Below are 14573 nucleotides of genomic sequence, written 5' to 3'. Positions count from 1 at the left end.
ACGAAGGGCCGCTCCTTGAGGAGCGGCCCTTTTTATGGACTGTTGTTGACGTTGACACCATGACGAGCGCGGCAACCCTCCGCAAACTGGGACGAACTCCGCTACCTCATCGCTCCACGCACAGCGCAATCCCCATCCCGCCGCCAATACACAGCGTCGCCAAGCCCTTGGTCACATCGCGTTTGGCCATCTCGTACAGCAACGTCGTCAGAACGCGCGCGCCCGAAGCACCGATCGGGTGGCCGATGGCGATCGCGCCGCCGTTCACGTTGACGCGCTCGGCATCCCATTCGAGTTCCTTGCCGACCGACAGCGCCTGTGCCGCAAACGCCTCGTTCGCCTCGATCAAGTCGAGGTCACCGATGCTCCATCCGGCTTTTTGTAGTGCGCGCCGAGTCGCGGGGACGGGGCCGATCCCCATGATCGAAGGGTCGACACCGGCCGATGCCCAGCTTGCGATGCGCGCCAGGATCGGCGATCCGCGGCGTTCGGCTTCGGCGCGGCTCATCAGCACCAGCGCAGCCGCTCCGTCGTTGAGGCCGGAGGCATTGGCGGCGGTCACCGTGCCATCCTTCTTGAAAGCGGGGCGCAGGCCGGACACGCTTTCCAACGTAACACCAGCGCGGATATATTCGTCGTCGGCGACGATCGTGTCGCCCTTGCGGCCCTTGATGGTGACGGGCGCGATCTCGTCGCGAAAGCGGCCCGAGGAGCGGGCGGCGTCGGCAAGATTTTGCGATCGCACCGCAAAGTCGTCCTGCGCGGCGCGGGTGATCTGATATTGCTCCGCCAGATTCTCGGCGGTGATGCCCATGTGATAGCTGTTGAAGGCATCGGTCAGCCCATCCTTGACCATCGTGTCGATCAAGCTGAGGTCGCCCATTTTCTGCCCGGCGCGCAGCAATTGCGCGTGCGCGCTCATCGACATCGATTCCTGCCCGCCTGCTACGACGATCGTCGAATCGCCCGTAGCGATCGCCTGTGCGGCCAGCGCCACCGCGCGCAGGCCCGAACCGCACACCTGATTGACGCCCCAGGCCGGGATTTCCTTCGGCACGCCCGCCGCCATCGACGCCTGCCGCGCCGGGTTCTGGCCCTGCGCCGCGGTCAGCACCTGGCCCAGGATGACTTCGGACACATCCGCGCCCGCTACGCCAGCCTGCGCGAGGGCTGCCTCGATCGCGATCCGTCCGAGTTCGTGCGCAGGCGTTGCGGCAAACGCTCCCAGGAAGCTCCCGACGGGGGTCCGCTTGGCGGCGGTGATGACGATGTCCTGCATGGGGTCTCTCCGGGATCTGTGTCGTGGCCTATTTAGGCAGCGGCAGCGCCTTTAGCCAGTCCGACAATGGCTCCCACAATTGCGTGCGCGCGCCGCGCCCGACGATCATGCCGACATGGCCTGCGCCGAGATCGCGCCGGTCGCGCAAGTTGGCCGCGCTGGCGGCCGGGACGATACGGTCGTTGAGCGACACGAACTCGATGGCCGGGCAGGACAGGGCGGCAGGAGCGATCGTCACCCCGCTGATCTGCCACGCACCGGTGCCAGGCGTATCCGCCGCGATGAAATTTTCGAAGATTTGCACGCCGGTTGCAAAGGGCAGGGGCGCACCGCCATTGGCCCAATCCTCCAGCGCGATAAAGCTGCGCGCGGCTTCGCTATCCGGCTCCAACGCGGCAAAGGCTTCATATTTCGCGATCGTGCGGGCTGGGTCGAGTCGCCAGAAACCCGCTTGCAGCACCTCCATCGGCACCAGGCCGAGCGTGTCGCAGGCCGGCTTGGCCGAATCCCACAACGCGGCGATCTCTGCACGCGCGGCGGAGCCGTAACCGGTAAAATGCCATGGCGAAGCGATCAGCGCGAGCCCGGCAACCTCGGTCAGGCAGGACGCGGCCAGGGCCATCGTGCCGCCAAGGCAATAGCCGATCAGGATTGGCGGCACCGGAAATTTGGCAATCAGCGGGAGCAACACGCGAGTAATATGTGCGTCTACGTCCAAATCGCGCGCTTTGGGGCCCTGGGTTCCCCAGTCGAGCAGGAACGGCCGATGGCCCTGGCCGGCGAGCCAGCGCAACAGCGAGCTTTCGGGCCGCAAATCGAGGATATGCGGCGGGTTGATGAGCGACGGGATGACGATGACCGCCCGCCCGGTCGCGCCCTTGGCCCCATAGTCCCGTAGCCGCGCCTGTCCTTTTCGAAAACGGGCAGGCATGGCTTTGCGCGGTTTCGCGCGCCCCGCGTCCTGATAGGCGCGCAGGCCCGCCAGCGCCGCTGCGCTTCGTTCCGGCGAACCCGCTGTCTGATCACGCAAAATGTCGAGGAACAAAGGTAATGGGCGCGGGCCGTGTTGCGATGCGGCAATAAATGATGATAGGACTTGCGCAACCACAGGCGGGGAGCCTTTCTTCATGAAGAAGACCATTCCGGGCGATGGCCCGGTGATCATTAAAAAATACGCGAACCGCCGCCTCTATAATACCGAGACATCCTCTTACATCACGCTCGAGCACCTCGCTGCGATGACCCGTGACGGGCGGGATTTCAAGGTGGTGGATGCAAAGTCCGAAGAGGACATCACGCACAACATCCTGACCCAGATCATCATGGAAGAGGAACAGCGCGGGCAGACGATGCTGCCGGTGCCATTCCTGCGCCAGTTGATCGCGATGTACGGCGATTCGATGCAGGCGATGGTGCCGGGCTATCTCGAAGCGTCGATGGACAGCTTCCGCCGCAACCAGCAGCAGTTCAAATCGGCGGTCGAGGGCGCGTTCGCCAATTCGCCTTTCGCCGAATTGGCCAAGCAGAATATGGCGATGTTCGAGGCGGCGACTGCGGCGTTCAAGCCAGGGGTGGCGGCTGGTCTGGCACCGGCCGCAAGCGCCGCGAGCAAGGACGACGAGATTGCTGCTCTGAAGGCAGAACTCGGTCGGCTGCACGAAAAGATCGAAAAGCTCGGCGACTGAGCGACGCAGTGCTTTGGTGGGTGGCGGCGGCGGGCGCGATGGTCGTCGCGGCGCTCGCCGGGTTGGGCGACTGGCGACACCGGACGCGGCGCGACCTCGACAAGGTTGGATGGATCAACTGGCCAAGCCTGCAAATGGCAGCGGTCATTGCGGCGGTCGTGTGTGCGATCATGGCGGCGCATCGATGACGAACGCGCGCAGGCTCGCTCAATAGAAGGCGCGTAACGTCAGCGTACGCGTCATGCCATTGCAAGTTGCCAGCTTCACGCTGCGCCCGGCGGCATCGACCGGCCAATGCAAGCTCGCTTCGGCGCTGACGGGAAGCCCGTCGACCGCGCAAATCTGTTCGCCCGCTTGCCAACCGTCCGCCTCGGCCGGGCCGCCCCGCATGACGTGTAGCACCGTCAGCCGATCGTCGTCGCGGCGCAGAATAAGGCCGCTGGTCGAACGCAGCGGCGGCGTGTCTGCCGATGAGTCGGGGAGCAACACCATCCGCCCGGCATGGGGATCGAGCAGGACGCGATAGTGGCGCAGGAAGCCCGACCCGATCCGCCCGTTCATGCCGATCGTGGCGGTGTAGCCGCCCGAAGGCTCGATCCGCATTTCGACGGTGCGTGCCGGCGCTGTCCCGCTGCGCACTCCGGGCACGATCGCAAGATCGACAATCGCTGCCCCGCCAACGCCGTAGCTGATGGTCGAACTGGTCGGACGGTGTTTCTCGGCCAGTGCGGACCATGCTGGCTGGGTAACGGTGATGGCGCTGCCGTCTCCGGTGTCGACCGCCATGCGAGACAGGTGGTGGTCGCCGACGAGAATATCGGTCACATAGGTCGACCATTCCCCGCCAATCCGGAGCGGCGCAATACTGCCGGCAAAGGGGAGGTTGCCCGAGGGGAGCAAGCGAAAACGCTGCGCCGCATAATCGATGTCGAGCGCGTAGCCCCCGATGATGTCGCTGCCGACCAACAGGTCTATCGCCGCTTGTCCCGTCGTTGCGGGCGGCAAGGGAGCGGTCATCAAGCGGGGACTGTGCACGGTACGTTCCGCCACAGTGACGCTCGATGGATCGACCCAGCCAGTGGCGACCGTGCCGCCAATTGCGAGGGCCGCATGACCGTGCCGCACCCGCATCCGGGCCGCATCGACGAACCGTCGCGACAGCAGCGACGTACTCACCCCTGTATCGAGGATCGCCGTCACGGAATGGCCATCGACGACGGCCTGGAAGCAAATCTGCTCGGCGGGGGTCAGCGTGAAGGCAACCCAGGGGGCTTCGGTTTCGAGGGCGGGCGGTGCCGGAGCACGCGTGATGGGCGGCGCATCGGGGGCGGCGGCGCAAAGCAAAAAAAACAGAAACACGAGGCAACGCATCGGTCGCCACTGATACCCGATTTAGCGGTCAGAGGCACGCCTCAAGATACGCCTGGTCGAAGCCGAAGGTGCGGGCCTTTTCCAGCGTATAGGGGCGCAGGCCCATCGAGCGATATTCGCCGATGATCTTGCCGTCCGCGGATTCGTCCAGATATTCGAATTTGAACAGTTCCTGCGTGACGATCACCGGGCCTTCCATGCCGATCACTTCCGTCACGTTGGTGACGCGGCGCGAACCGTCGCGCAGGCGCTTCACCTGGATGATCATCTCGACCGAATCGGCGATCTGGCGGCTGATCGCTTCCTTGGGCACCTTGATGTCCGACATCATCACCATGTTCTCCATACGCGCGAGCGCCTCGCGCGGGGAGTTGGCGTGGAGCGTGCACATCGAGCCGTCATGCCCCGTGTTCATCGCGGCGAGCATGTCGAAACACTCGGACCCGCGGATTTCGCCGAGGATGATGCGATCCGGACGCATACGCAGCGCGTTCTTGACGAGATCGCGGATGCTGATCTCGCCCTGGCCCTCGAGGTTGGCGGGCCGCGTTTCCAGCGGCAGCCAGTGCGGCTGCTGCAAGCGGAGTTCGGCGGCATCCTCGATCGTCAGCACGCGCTCGCCCGGGTCGATCATCTTCGACAAAGCGTTGAGCATTGTCGTCTTGCCCGAGCCGGTACCGCCCGAAATGACGACATTGAACCGACATGCGCCCGCGATCTTGAGCGCGGTCGCCATCTTCGGGCTCATCGAGCCAAAGCCCGCCATCATGTCGAGCGTGATCGGCTTGGCGGAAAACTTACGAATCGAGATCGCGGTGCCGCGCAAGGAGAGCGGCGGGACGATCACGTTGACGCGCGAGCCGTCCTTGAGGCGGGCGTCGGCGAGCGGCGTGGTCTGGTCGACGCGGCGGCCGACCGAGTTGCAGATGCGCTGCGCGATCTGGAACAGATGTTCCTCATCGCGAAACTGGATCTGCGCGAGCTCGAGCTTGCCCTTGCGTTCGACATAGGTCTGCTCGGGGCCGTTGACCATGATGTCGGTGATGTTCGGATCGGCGAGCAATTCCTCGAGCGGGCCGAGGCCAAGCAATTCGTCGACCAGCACCTTTTCGAGCGCGAACTGTTCGCGCCGGTTGAGCGTCAGCTTCAGCTCGGCGAGCACTTCGCCGATAATCGGGCGGAATTCCTCGGCCAACTCGTCCTTGTCGAGCGTCGCAGCGGCTTCGGGATCGACGCGTTCGAGCAGGCGGGGGAGGACTTGCTCCTTGATCTTGTGGATCGAGCTTTCGAAGCCCTCAACCTTGGAATTGCCTGCGTCTCCCGACGAAGCCTGGCGGTCGGCGAGGCGCTGCATCGCGTCCATTTGCAGGCCGGGCATGTTGCCGCTCGGCTCGGTGTCGCCCGGAAGCGGCGGCAGGGGCAGCGGCGGGAACTGATCGCTGGCGGTTTCCGCCTCGGTCGCGGGGCGGACGCCCGCGCCGTGCATCGGCCGCGCGACGCCGAAGGCTGGCCGGGTGCCCGGTCCGGCTGATCCAGGTCTGCGCCGAAATGCACTCATGCCACTCAGTTCCTTGTCGTTCGCCCGGACGCTAGCGCCCAAGCTTTTACAATTGCCTAACCACGGTCGCGGGGTTTCGGCTTTAGCGTCCGGCGTTGCGCCGCCAGATCACCAGTTGGTCGCGCCCGCCGGTATAAACCCGGTGGGGCAGGCCAGCCGTAGGATGGTAATCGCGGGCCAGCGTGGCGCTCAGGAGTCGTTCCATCGCCGGGTTGCGGTCGGTCCAGATCGAGTGCGCGATGGTGATGATCGTGCCAGGCCGCCGCGCCAGCGCGTCGCGCAGTGCCTGCGCCTGGTCGACGCCCAGCGCATTTGCCTCGCGCGTCGAACTGAGATGCGCGGTGAAGGCGAAGCGCGTCACCCGGCATGCGTTGCTGAGCTGATAATAAGCAACCGGCCCCTCGTAGATGAACAAGCAGCGCGTCGTCACATCGCTTGGCAGTGCGGCCACGACATTGGCGGCATAGACGCGCTCTATCGCGCCGATCTTGGGCGCGACGACGACCGCGTAAAATAGCGGCCACGCCATCACCGTGGCGAAGAGCGCCTTGCCGAAACGAGGAATGGCGAAGGCATGCGCGATCAACGGGCAGCACGCCAGCACCAGCGGAATCGCGTAATGCGGGAAATATCCGCCAATCGCGCCGAAATCGACCAGTCCGAACGCGATCCAGCCGAGGATGAAGAGCGTCTCTTGCCCCCACACCTGGAAGCGCTCGGTGCGGGCCCATAGGCCGAGGAGCGCGACCACCAGGGCGGGCAAAGTGAGGATGACAGAGGTCGCGAGATTGTCGATCGCCGCAGGGTCGGTCGGTCGGCCCTTGGCGATTACTGACAGCACATTGGCTTGCCACCAGGCATCGAAATGGCCGAGCGCCGCGTAGGAGAGCATTGCCGCCAGGGTAGGCAGCGCGGCGGCGAGCACCATCGGCACGGCCAGACGCAAAATGCGGGTCGGGTCGCGGGTCTCGCGCCACACCGACCAGATTAGCCAGGCCCCGAAGAACCCGCCCTGGAAGACGGCATTGGTCTTGATCTGGATGGCGAGGCCGATCAGCGCCATCGCCGCTACGCCGCTGCCGGTGCGCACACGCTCATTGGCAGTGTCGCTGGCGCGCAAGGTCAGCATCGCCGCTGCCATCACCAGCAGATCATAAAACACCGGCGTTTGGGTGGTGTCGCCCCACAAGATGTTGAGCTGCGCGAGATAGAACATCCCCGCCATCGTCGCGGGAACCCAGCCAACGCGCCGTCGCATGAACAACGCGATCAGGAAGGCGGTGGCGGCGGCAAAGGCCGTGGCGACCATTTGCGCAGCAAGGAATCCGTTCCCCGGCAAGAGCCGGATCGCGGCAAAGAGCACGAACAGGCCTAGCGGCTTGCGGTCCCAAATGTCGACATAGGGCAGTTCCCCATGCCACATCCGGTCGCCGACCAGCAGATAGAGCTGCTCGTCCAGCCCCGCGATCGGATTGCCGAACAGACCGAAGCGCAGCAGCACCGCAGCGCCAATGGTGGCCGCGAGCGCGATCCAGCCCGCACGCACCGACACCGCACTTACGCTATGAGGCAGGGGACGGGAGAGTTGGCCAAGGAGCATATCCATGGCCCGCTATGTCGCAGGGTGTAGTTAACGCCGCGTAAAGGGCAGGGCAGCTCGACTTAGGCGGCGCGTTCCGCCAGCACGGTGAGGCCGTTGGCGTTCACTTCGGCGAAACCGCCTTCGATCGCGATCAGCTCGGGTTCGCCCTTTTCGGTGCGATAGACCGATAGCGCGCCGTCGCGGATGGTCGACATCACTGGCGCATGGCCCTCCAGCACGCCGAAATCACCTTCCGATCCGGGGACGACGACCATGTACACGTCCTCCGAGCGGACGAGCTTTTCAGGCGTGACGAGTTCGAAGTGGAGCATTGTTGTGTCCTTCTCCCTCTCCCCTTCAGGGGAGAGGGTCGGGGAGAGGGGCAGTGTGGGGACTATAGGCCAGCCTGTGTGACTGCCCCTCTCCCCAACCCTCTCCCCGCAAGCGGGGAGAGGGAGTTTGGATTACGCTTCCTGCGCCATCTTTTCGGCCTTGGCGATCGCTTCGTCGATGCCGCCGACCATGTAGAACGCGCTCTCGGGCAGGTGATCGTATTCGCCATCGACGACCGCCTTGAACGACTTCACGGTGTCTTCGACCTGGACGAACTTGCCCGGAATGCCGGTGAACACTTCGGCGACGTGGAACGGCTGCGACAAGAAGCGCTGGATCTTGCGCGCGCGCGACACGATCGACTTATCTTCTTCCGACAGCTCGTCCATGCCCAGAATGGCGATGATGTCCTGCAGCGACTTGTAGCGCTGCAGCGTCTCCTGGACGCGGCGGGCGGTGTCGTAATGCTCCTGGCCGACGATCGCGGGGGTCAGCACGCGCGAGGTCGAGTCGAGCGGATCGACCGCCGGGTAAATGCCCAGCTCCGAAATCGCGCGGTTGAGGTTGGTCGTCGCGTCCAAGTGGGCGAACGAGGTGGCGGGAGCCGGATCGGTCAAATCGTCGGCCGGAACGTAGATCGCCTGCACCGAGGTGATCGAGCCCTTGTTGGTCGAGGTGATACGCTCCTGCAGCGCGCCCATGTCGGTCGACAGCGTCGGCTGATAGCCCACCGCCGACGGGATGCGGCCGAGCAGGGCCGACACTTCCGAACCCGCCTGGGTGAAGCGGAAGATGTTGTCGACGAAGAACAACACGTCCTGGCCTTCGACGTCGCGGAAATATTCGGCGATCGTCAGGCCCGAGAGCGCGACGCGCGCACGCGCGCCTGGCGGCTCGTTCATCTGGCCGAACACCAACGCGACCTTCGAGCCCTCAGGGGTCGGGTTGCCGTCGGCATCCTTGGCGATAACGCCTGCGTCGAGGAATTCGTGGTACAGATCGTTACCCTCACGGGTACGCTCGCCGACGCCTGCGAACACCGAGGTGCCGCCGTGGCCCTTGGCGATGTTGTTGATCAGTTCCTGGATGAGCACGGTCTTGCCAACGCCCGCGCCGCCGAACAGGCCGATCTTGCCGCCCTTTGCGTAAGGCGCGAGCAGATCGATGACCTTGATGCCGGTCACCAGAATCGCGCTCTCGGTCGACTGGTCGACGAACAGCGGGGCAGGAGCGTGGATCGGCATCGTGTCGGTGTGGCCGACCGGACCACGCTCGTCGATCGGCTCACCGATGACGTTGAGGATGCGCCCCAGCGTCTGCGGGCCAACCGGAACGCGGATCTGCGAGCCGGTGTCGGTCACTTCCTGGCCGCGCGTCAGACCCTCGGTCGAGTCCATCGCGATCGTGCGGACGGTGTTCTCACCGAGATGCTGCGCGACTTCGAGCACCAGGCGGTTGCCGTTGTTCGAGGTTTCCAGCGCGTTCAAAATCGCGGGCAGGCGGTCCTGCTCAAAGGTCACGTCGACGACGGCGCCGATGACCTGCGAGATGCGGCCGACGCTGTTGGTGGTCGCCGGGGCGAGTGTGTCTGGGGCGGTTGCCATGATGCTTTCCTCGTATCGACTACTTGAGCGCTTCGGCGCCGGAGATGATTTCCACCAACTCGGTGGTGATCGCGGCCTGGCGGCTACGGTTATACTGGATCGTCAGGCGATTGATCATGTCGCCGGCGTTGCGCGTCGCATTGTCCATCGCGGTCATGCGGCTGCCTTGCTCCGACGCTGCGTTTTCGAGCAGCGCGCGGAATATCTGGATCGCGACGTTGCGCGGCAGCAAATCGGCGAGGATCGTTTCCTCATCGGGCTCATACTCGACCGCAGCACCGCCATCCGCCACGGGAGCGGCGGTGGTGTCGATTGCGACCGGGATGATCTGGCGACCGACCGGTTCCTGCACCAACGCCGACTGGAACTTGGCGTAGAACAGGTGCGCGATGTCGAATTCGCCCGCCTCGAACCGCGCGATGACATCGTCTGCAATCGCGCGCGCATCGGCGAAGGCGACGGTCTTGATGTGGCTCATCTCATGGTCGGCGGCGATTTGCGTCGGGAAGAAGCGCTTGATCACGCGGCCCTTCTTGCCCGCCACATAGAATTTCACGGTCTTGCCAGCAGCTTCCAGCTCTTCGGCCTTGCGGCGTGCGGCGCGGACGATGTTCGAGTTGAATGCACCGGCGAGACCACGCTCGGACGTCGCAACGATCAACAGGTGGACCTGGTCCTTGCCGGTTCCCGCCAGCAGCTTGGGGCTCGATTCGCTGACCGAAACCTTGGCGGCGAGGCTCGCCATCACCTTTTCGAGCTGCTCGGCATAGGGACGGCCAGCGACTGCGGCCTCCTGCGCACGGCGCAGTTTCGCGGCGGCGACCATCTTCATCGCCTTGGTGATCTTCTGCGTCGACTTCACCGAGCCGATGCGGATCTTGAGGGCCTTGAGGCTTGCCATTCTAGTCCTTCTTCTCCCTCTCCCCTCCGGGGAGAGGGTCGGGGAGAGGGGCCGTCCCACAAACTTCCGTCCGCGTTACGGCCCCTCTCCCGACTTCGCTTCGCTCGTCTGCCCTCTCCCCGGTGGGGAGAGGGAGGGTTTTACGCAAACGTCTTCGAAAACGCACCCAGCGCGGTCTTCAGCGCTTCCGTCGTCTCCTTCGACAGATCGCGCTTGTCGCGAATGTCCTTCAGGAGATCGGCGTGATCGCTGCGCATCGCCGCCAGCATCGCCTGTTCATAGCGGACGACGGCGTTGACCGGAACGGTATCGAGGAAGCCCTGCGTACCCGCGAAGATCGACACGGTCTGCTCTTCGAACGGCATAGGCGAGAACTGCGCCTGCTTCAGCAGCTCGGTCAGGCGCGCGCCGCGGTTGAGCAGCTTCTGCGTGGAAGCATCGAGGTCCGAACCGAACTGCGCGAAGGCGGCCATTTCGCGATACTGGGCGAGCTCGAGCTTGATCGAGCCCGACACCTTCTTCATCGCCTTGGTCTGGGCGGCGGAGCCGACGCGCGACACCGACAGACCGACGTTGATCGCCGGGCGGACGCCCGCGAAGAACAGGTCGGTTTCGAGGAAGATCTGGCCGTCGGTGATCGAGATCACGTTGGTCGGGATGTAGGCCGACACGTCGCCTGCCTGCGTTTCGATGATCGGGAGTGCTGTCAGCGAGCCGCCGCCATTGGCGTCGTTCATCTTCGCCGCGCGCTCGAGGAGACGCGAGTGGAGATAGAACACGTCGCCGGGATAGGCTTCGCGGCCCGGCGGGCGACGCAGCAGCAGCGACATCTGGCGATACGCAACCGCCTGCTTCGACAGATCGTCATAGACGATGACGGCGTGCATACCGTTGTCACGGAAATATTCGCCCATCGCGCAGCCGGTGTAGGGCGCGAGGAACTGCAGCGGGGCGGGGTCCGACGCGGTTGCGGCGACGACGATCGAATAGTCCATCGCGCCGTTTTCGGTCAGCGTGCGGACGAGCTGCGCGACGGTCGAGCGCTTCTGGCCGACGGCGACATAGATGCAATAGAGCTTCTTGCTCTCGTCATCGCCCTGATGCGCGGCCTTCTGGTTGATGAAGGTGTCGATCGCGACCGCCGACTTGCCGGTCTGGCGATCGCCGATGATCAGCTCGCGCTGGCCACGGCCGACGGGGACGAGCGCATCGATTGCCTTGAGGCCGGTCTGCACCGGCTCGTTGACGCCCTGGCGCGGGATGATGCCCGGCGCCTTGACTTCGACGCGGCTGCGCTGGTCGGAAACGATCGGGCCCTTGCCGTCGATCGGGTTGCCGAGACCATCGACGACGCGACCCAACAGGCCCTTGCCGACGGGAACATCGACGATCGTGCCGGTGCGCTTGACGACATCGCCTTCCTTGATCTGGCTGTCCGAGCCGAAGATCACGACGCCGACGTTATCGGCCTCGAGGTTGAGCGCCATGCCCTGCACGCCGTTCGAGAACTCGACCATTTCGCCCGCCTGGACGTTGTCGAGCCCGAAGATGCGGGCGATGCCGTCACCGACGCTCAGCACCTGGCCGGTTTCCGAAACCTGCGCTTCAGTGCCGAAATTGGCGATCTGGTCCTTGATGACCTTCGAGATTTCTGCGGCGCGGATATCCATGACTTAACCTTTCATCGCGTGCGCGAGAGTATTGAGACGGGTGCGGATCGACGAGTCAATCCGTTGCGAACCGATCTGGACAACCAGACCGCCGAGGAGGGTGGGGTCAACCGCGAGATCGACCGAAACATCGGTGCCGATGCGCGTGCGCAATTGCAGCTTCAACGCGTCGACCTGATCGTCGGTCAGCGGATGTGCCGAGGTCACCTCCGCCGTGGTTTCGCCGCGATGCCGCGCGGCGAGGCCGCGAAACGCGCGGATGATTGCGGGCAATTGCGACAGCCGCCGGTTCTCGGCGAGCACGCCGAGGAATTTGGCGGTGGTGTCGTCCACGTCGATCATTTCGGCTGCCGCTGCGACCGCGCGTGCGGCGTCGGCGCGCGAAACGACCGGGCTGCCGATCAGCTGCGCGAATTCGCTCGATTGCGCGATGGCGGCGCGAACGCGGCCAAGGCTCGCCTCGACCGCATCGATGGCTTTGCTGTCACGGGCAAGCTCGAAGAGCGCGGTCGCATAGCGTCCGCTTAAGCTTGCTTGAATACCGCCGGATGTCTCCACGCGATTGGGGTCCTCTTGGGCACGAATGGTGGCCCCATGCAAATAGAGGGCGTTGGGGAATGCGCCTTCAGATGGGTTGGCGGGCGGTTAGCATTGGGTAGGGCGCGATGCAAGTCATGCGGCGGACGTCGAAAGCGCGCACCACGTCCGCCGACGCATTGGCCAGCGTTTTGTTCGTATTTCACACAAGTGTAACATTGGCTTAACCATCTGTTCGCGCCTTGGCGGCCATAGCGAGATTCATGAACCGTATCGCGCTGCCCCGCTCGCTATTCGTCCTTCCGGCTCGACTGAGCCTGTTGTTTTTGCGTTGGCAAACAGGTCGCGGCAACATCCGCGTACAATTGCGGCGGATCGTCTGGGCGTTGCTGGCCATGCAGACGATGCTCGCACTCGCCTTGATCGGGACGACGCTGGCGACCAGCCACGGGGTCCGCACGCTGGTCATGGACCGGCTCTATCCGATCGGCGAACTGCAACGCGTCAACGCCAATTACGCCACAGCCTTGTTGACCGCGCACAAGGTACGCAGCGGCAATCTGTCGGCTTCGGGCGCAGTGGCGACGATCGAGGCCAATCGGGCAGAAATCGCTTCGAGCTGGGACGCCTTCGTCCATCACAACCTGGACACGCGCCGGGCCGATGAGGTGGCGAAGGTCGATTCGGCGCGGCATGACGCCGACGCGGCGCTCGACAAGCTGCTGGTCCTGCTGCGGGCAGGGCGCACCGATCAGCTCGACTTTTTCGTCAGCGGCGCGTTGTACGCGGCGATCGATCCGCTGACAGGAACAAGCGCGACGCTGATCGCCGATCTCCGTGCGGATGCGCTGCGCGAACGCAGCGCCCTCGAAACCGGGTTTGGCCAAGTCTATATTCTGGTCGCGCTGGTGACGGTGGCGGCGATCCTCGTCGCTTTCTGGGGGATGCGAATGCTCGCCCGCCAGGTCGAGCAGCCGCTCGCCCTGATTGCGGAGGCGACTCGCAGCATCACGCTCGACCGCGCCGACGTGGCTATCCCGGCGCTCGATCGCAGCGATGAGATTGGCGAAATCGCGCGCGCGCTGGCGTTCGCCCGGCAACGCTCAGCCGATGCGCGGCGCCTGAGTGAAGAGGCGCGCCGCACCGCCGACGCCTTGAGTGCGAACGAACGGCGCGAGGATGCCGCCCGTGCCCGCCGCGCGGCGCATCTCGATGCGCTGTTCCGCGTGTTTGAAGGGGAAGCGGGCGCTTCGGTCAGTCAGTTGGTGTCGGCTGGCCCCGCGCTCCGCGAGACGGCAGCGGCGATGGCGGGCGAGGCGGGCACCACCGAAGAACAAGCGATGGCGACTGCCGCGCTGACCGAGCAAAGCGCGACCAACGCGCGCACCATCGCACATTCGGCAACGGCGCTGGCCGGCGCGATCGACCGCATCAGCCGCGCCGCCAACGAATCGCGCGCAAGCGTGGCAACGGTGCGGGCGCGCACGCTCGAGGGGCGGGATCGCGCCGAATCGCTGGGCGCGTTGGTGGTGGAAATCGCCACCGTGCTCGACATGATCACGGCGGTGGCGGGGCAGACCAATCTGCTTGCGCTCAACGCCACGATCGAGGCGGCGCGGGCGGGCGAGGCGGGGCGCGGCTTTGCCGTCGTCGCCGACGAAGTGAAGGGGCTTGCGCGCCAGACCCAGTCCGCCGCCGGCCGGATCGAGGCACGCCTCGCCGCCGTCCGTACCGCCAGCGACACTGTCCTTGCCACGATCGAATCGGTGGATTCGCTCGTGGCGGATTTGGATCAATCCTCGGCCAATGTTGCGGCGGCGGTCGACCAGCAGCGCGGCATGACGCAGGCGATCGCGCTCGCGATCGCCGAGGTCGAGGATGGCACCGCCGATGCCGCCGCCAACATGCAGACCCTACGCGACCGTGCGCAACGCTCGCGCTACACCGCCGACCATGTCACCCGCACCGCCGAGGATGTGGCGGGCGGCGTCGAACGGCTCCGCACGCAAATCAACCGCTTGATCGCGGATGTGCGCGCGGCCTGACGCGCCGC

The 14573-nt window shown here is 65.0% G+C and carries 13 protein-coding genes; 3 read left to right on the top strand and 10 right to left on the bottom strand.

Annotated elements, in window-relative coordinates; all coding sequences use genetic code 11:
* Positions 1-106: 106 nt before the first annotated feature.
* Both ACP7BY_RS03680 and ACP7BY_RS03675 read right to left on the bottom strand, forming a co-directional pair.
* Complete coding sequence (locus ACP7BY_RS03680; RefSeq protein WP_033966471.1) at positions 107-1279, bottom strand: acetyl-CoA C-acetyltransferase; 1173 nt, start codon at positions 1277-1279, stop codon at positions 107-109.
* Positions 1280-1307: 28 nt separating this feature from the next.
* On the bottom strand, positions 1308-2408 hold the full coding sequence (locus ACP7BY_RS03675) for an alpha/beta fold hydrolase (protein ID WP_137902783.1): 1101 nt from the start codon (positions 2406-2408) through the stop codon (positions 1308-1310).
* Here ACP7BY_RS03675 and phaR point away from each other — a divergent pair.
* Both phaR and ACP7BY_RS03665 read left to right on the top strand, forming a co-directional pair.
* Positions 2407-2964 carry a polyhydroxyalkanoate synthesis repressor PhaR gene (gene phaR, locus ACP7BY_RS03670; protein ID WP_126849106.1) on the top strand — a complete coding sequence of 186 codons (558 nt, stop codon included), beginning with the start codon at positions 2407-2409 and terminating at the stop codon, positions 2962-2964. The two genes, ACP7BY_RS03675 and phaR, sit on opposite strands and share 2 nt — an antisense overlap.
* 8 nt (positions 2965-2972) lie before the next feature.
* Positions 2973-3152 carry a hypothetical protein gene (locus tag ACP7BY_RS03665; protein WP_033966473.1) on the top strand — a complete coding sequence of 60 codons (180 nt, stop codon included), beginning with the start codon at positions 2973-2975 and terminating at the stop codon, positions 3150-3152.
* 19 nt (positions 3153-3171) lie between these two features.
* Here ACP7BY_RS03665 and ACP7BY_RS03660 read toward each other — a convergent pair whose 3' ends face one another.
* The 8 genes from ACP7BY_RS03660 to ACP7BY_RS03625 all read right to left on the bottom strand — a co-directional run bounded on the left by ACP7BY_RS03660 (position 3172) and on the right by ACP7BY_RS03625 (position 12541).
* A complete protein-coding gene (locus ACP7BY_RS03660; RefSeq protein WP_231565282.1) occupies positions 3172-4323 on the bottom strand; it encodes an aspartyl protease family protein in 1152 nt (383 codons plus the stop codon).
* A 40-nt stretch (positions 4324-4363) separates the two neighbouring features.
* Positions 4364-5893, bottom strand: coding sequence for a CpaF family protein (locus ACP7BY_RS03655; protein ID WP_137902782.1), 1530 nt, complete (start codon positions 5891-5893; stop codon positions 4364-4366).
* An 82-nt stretch (positions 5894-5975) separates the two neighbouring features.
* Positions 5976-7499 (bottom strand): glycosyltransferase family 39 protein, encoded by a 1524-nt coding sequence (locus tag ACP7BY_RS03650; RefSeq protein ID WP_081988818.1) that lies wholly within the window; start codon positions 7497-7499, stop codon positions 5976-5978.
* A gap of 56 nt (positions 7500-7555) precedes the next feature.
* On the bottom strand, positions 7556-7807 hold the full coding sequence (locus tag ACP7BY_RS03645) for an ATP synthase F1 subunit epsilon (protein ID WP_010404117.1): 252 nt from the start codon (positions 7805-7807) through the stop codon (positions 7556-7558).
* A 132-nt stretch (positions 7808-7939) separates the two neighbouring features.
* Positions 7940-9412, bottom strand: a complete 1473-nt coding sequence (gene atpD, locus ACP7BY_RS03640; RefSeq protein WP_010404115.1) for a F0F1 ATP synthase subunit beta — start codon at positions 9410-9412, stop codon at positions 7940-7942.
* 19 nt (positions 9413-9431) lie between these two features.
* Positions 9432-10313, bottom strand: a complete 882-nt coding sequence (locus ACP7BY_RS03635) for a F0F1 ATP synthase subunit gamma (RefSeq protein ID WP_033966729.1) — start codon at positions 10311-10313, stop codon at positions 9432-9434.
* A gap of 140 nt (positions 10314-10453) precedes the next feature.
* Positions 10454-11983, bottom strand: coding sequence for a F0F1 ATP synthase subunit alpha (gene atpA, locus ACP7BY_RS03630; RefSeq protein WP_010404112.1), 1530 nt, complete (start codon positions 11981-11983; stop codon positions 10454-10456).
* A gap of 3 nt (positions 11984-11986) precedes the next feature.
* Positions 11987-12541 carry a F0F1 ATP synthase subunit delta gene (locus ACP7BY_RS03625; protein ID WP_033966355.1) on the bottom strand — a complete coding sequence of 185 codons (555 nt, stop codon included), beginning with the start codon at positions 12539-12541 and terminating at the stop codon, positions 11987-11989.
* Between the two features lie 242 nt (positions 12542-12783).
* Here ACP7BY_RS03625 and ACP7BY_RS03620 point away from each other — a divergent pair, with 242 nt between their 5' ends.
* The gene (locus ACP7BY_RS03620; protein WP_137902781.1) at positions 12784-14565 is read left to right on the top strand and encodes a methyl-accepting chemotaxis protein; all 1782 of its coding nucleotides are present in this window, start codon (positions 12784-12786) and stop codon (positions 14563-14565) included.
* The last annotated feature ends 8 nt before the right edge of the window (positions 14566-14573 follow it).

The organism is Sphingomonas sp. PSPC2-2 (assembly GCF_049897725.1).
Lineage (GTDB): Bacteria > Pseudomonadota > Alphaproteobacteria > Sphingomonadales > Sphingomonadaceae > Sphingomonas.
The sequence above is the reverse complement of the archived record's forward strand: the minus strand, read 5'-3'. Positions and strand labels throughout refer to the sequence as shown.

Bases quoted from the DNA above. Each gene is read 5' to 3' on its own strand.
- phaR (WP_126849106.1), top strand. From the start codon at position 2,407: ATGAAGAAGACCATTCCGGGCGATGGCCCGGTGATCATTAAAAAATAC.
- ACP7BY_RS03620 (WP_137902781.1), top strand. From the start codon at position 12,784: ATGAACCGTATCGCGCTGCCCCGCTCGCTATTCGTCCTTCCGGCTCGA.
- atpA (WP_010404112.1), bottom strand. From the start codon at position 11,983: ATGGATATCCGCGCCGCAGAAATCTCGAAGGTCATCAAGGACCAGATC.
- atpD (WP_010404115.1), bottom strand. From the start codon at position 9,412: ATGGCAACCGCCCCAGACACACTCGCCCCGGCGACCACCAACAGCGTC.
- ACP7BY_RS03680 (WP_033966471.1), bottom strand. From the start codon at position 1,279: ATGCAGGACATCGTCATCACCGCCGCCAAGCGGACCCCCGTCGGGAGC.
- ACP7BY_RS03635 (WP_033966729.1), bottom strand. From the start codon at position 10,313: ATGGCAAGCCTCAAGGCCCTCAAGATCCGCATCGGCTCGGTGAAGTCG.
- ACP7BY_RS03645 (WP_010404117.1), bottom strand. From the start codon at position 7,807: ATGCTCCACTTCGAACTCGTCACGCCTGAAAAGCTCGTCCGCTCGGAG.
- ACP7BY_RS03655 (WP_137902782.1), bottom strand. From the start codon at position 5,893: ATGAGTGCATTTCGGCGCAGACCTGGATCAGCCGGACCGGGCACCCGG.
- ACP7BY_RS03650 (WP_081988818.1), bottom strand. From the start codon at position 7,499: ATGGATATGCTCCTTGGCCAACTCTCCCGTCCCCTGCCTCATAGCGTA.
- ACP7BY_RS03675 (WP_137902783.1), bottom strand. From the start codon at position 2,408: ATGAAGAAAGGCTCCCCGCCTGTGGTTGCGCAAGTCCTATCATCATTT.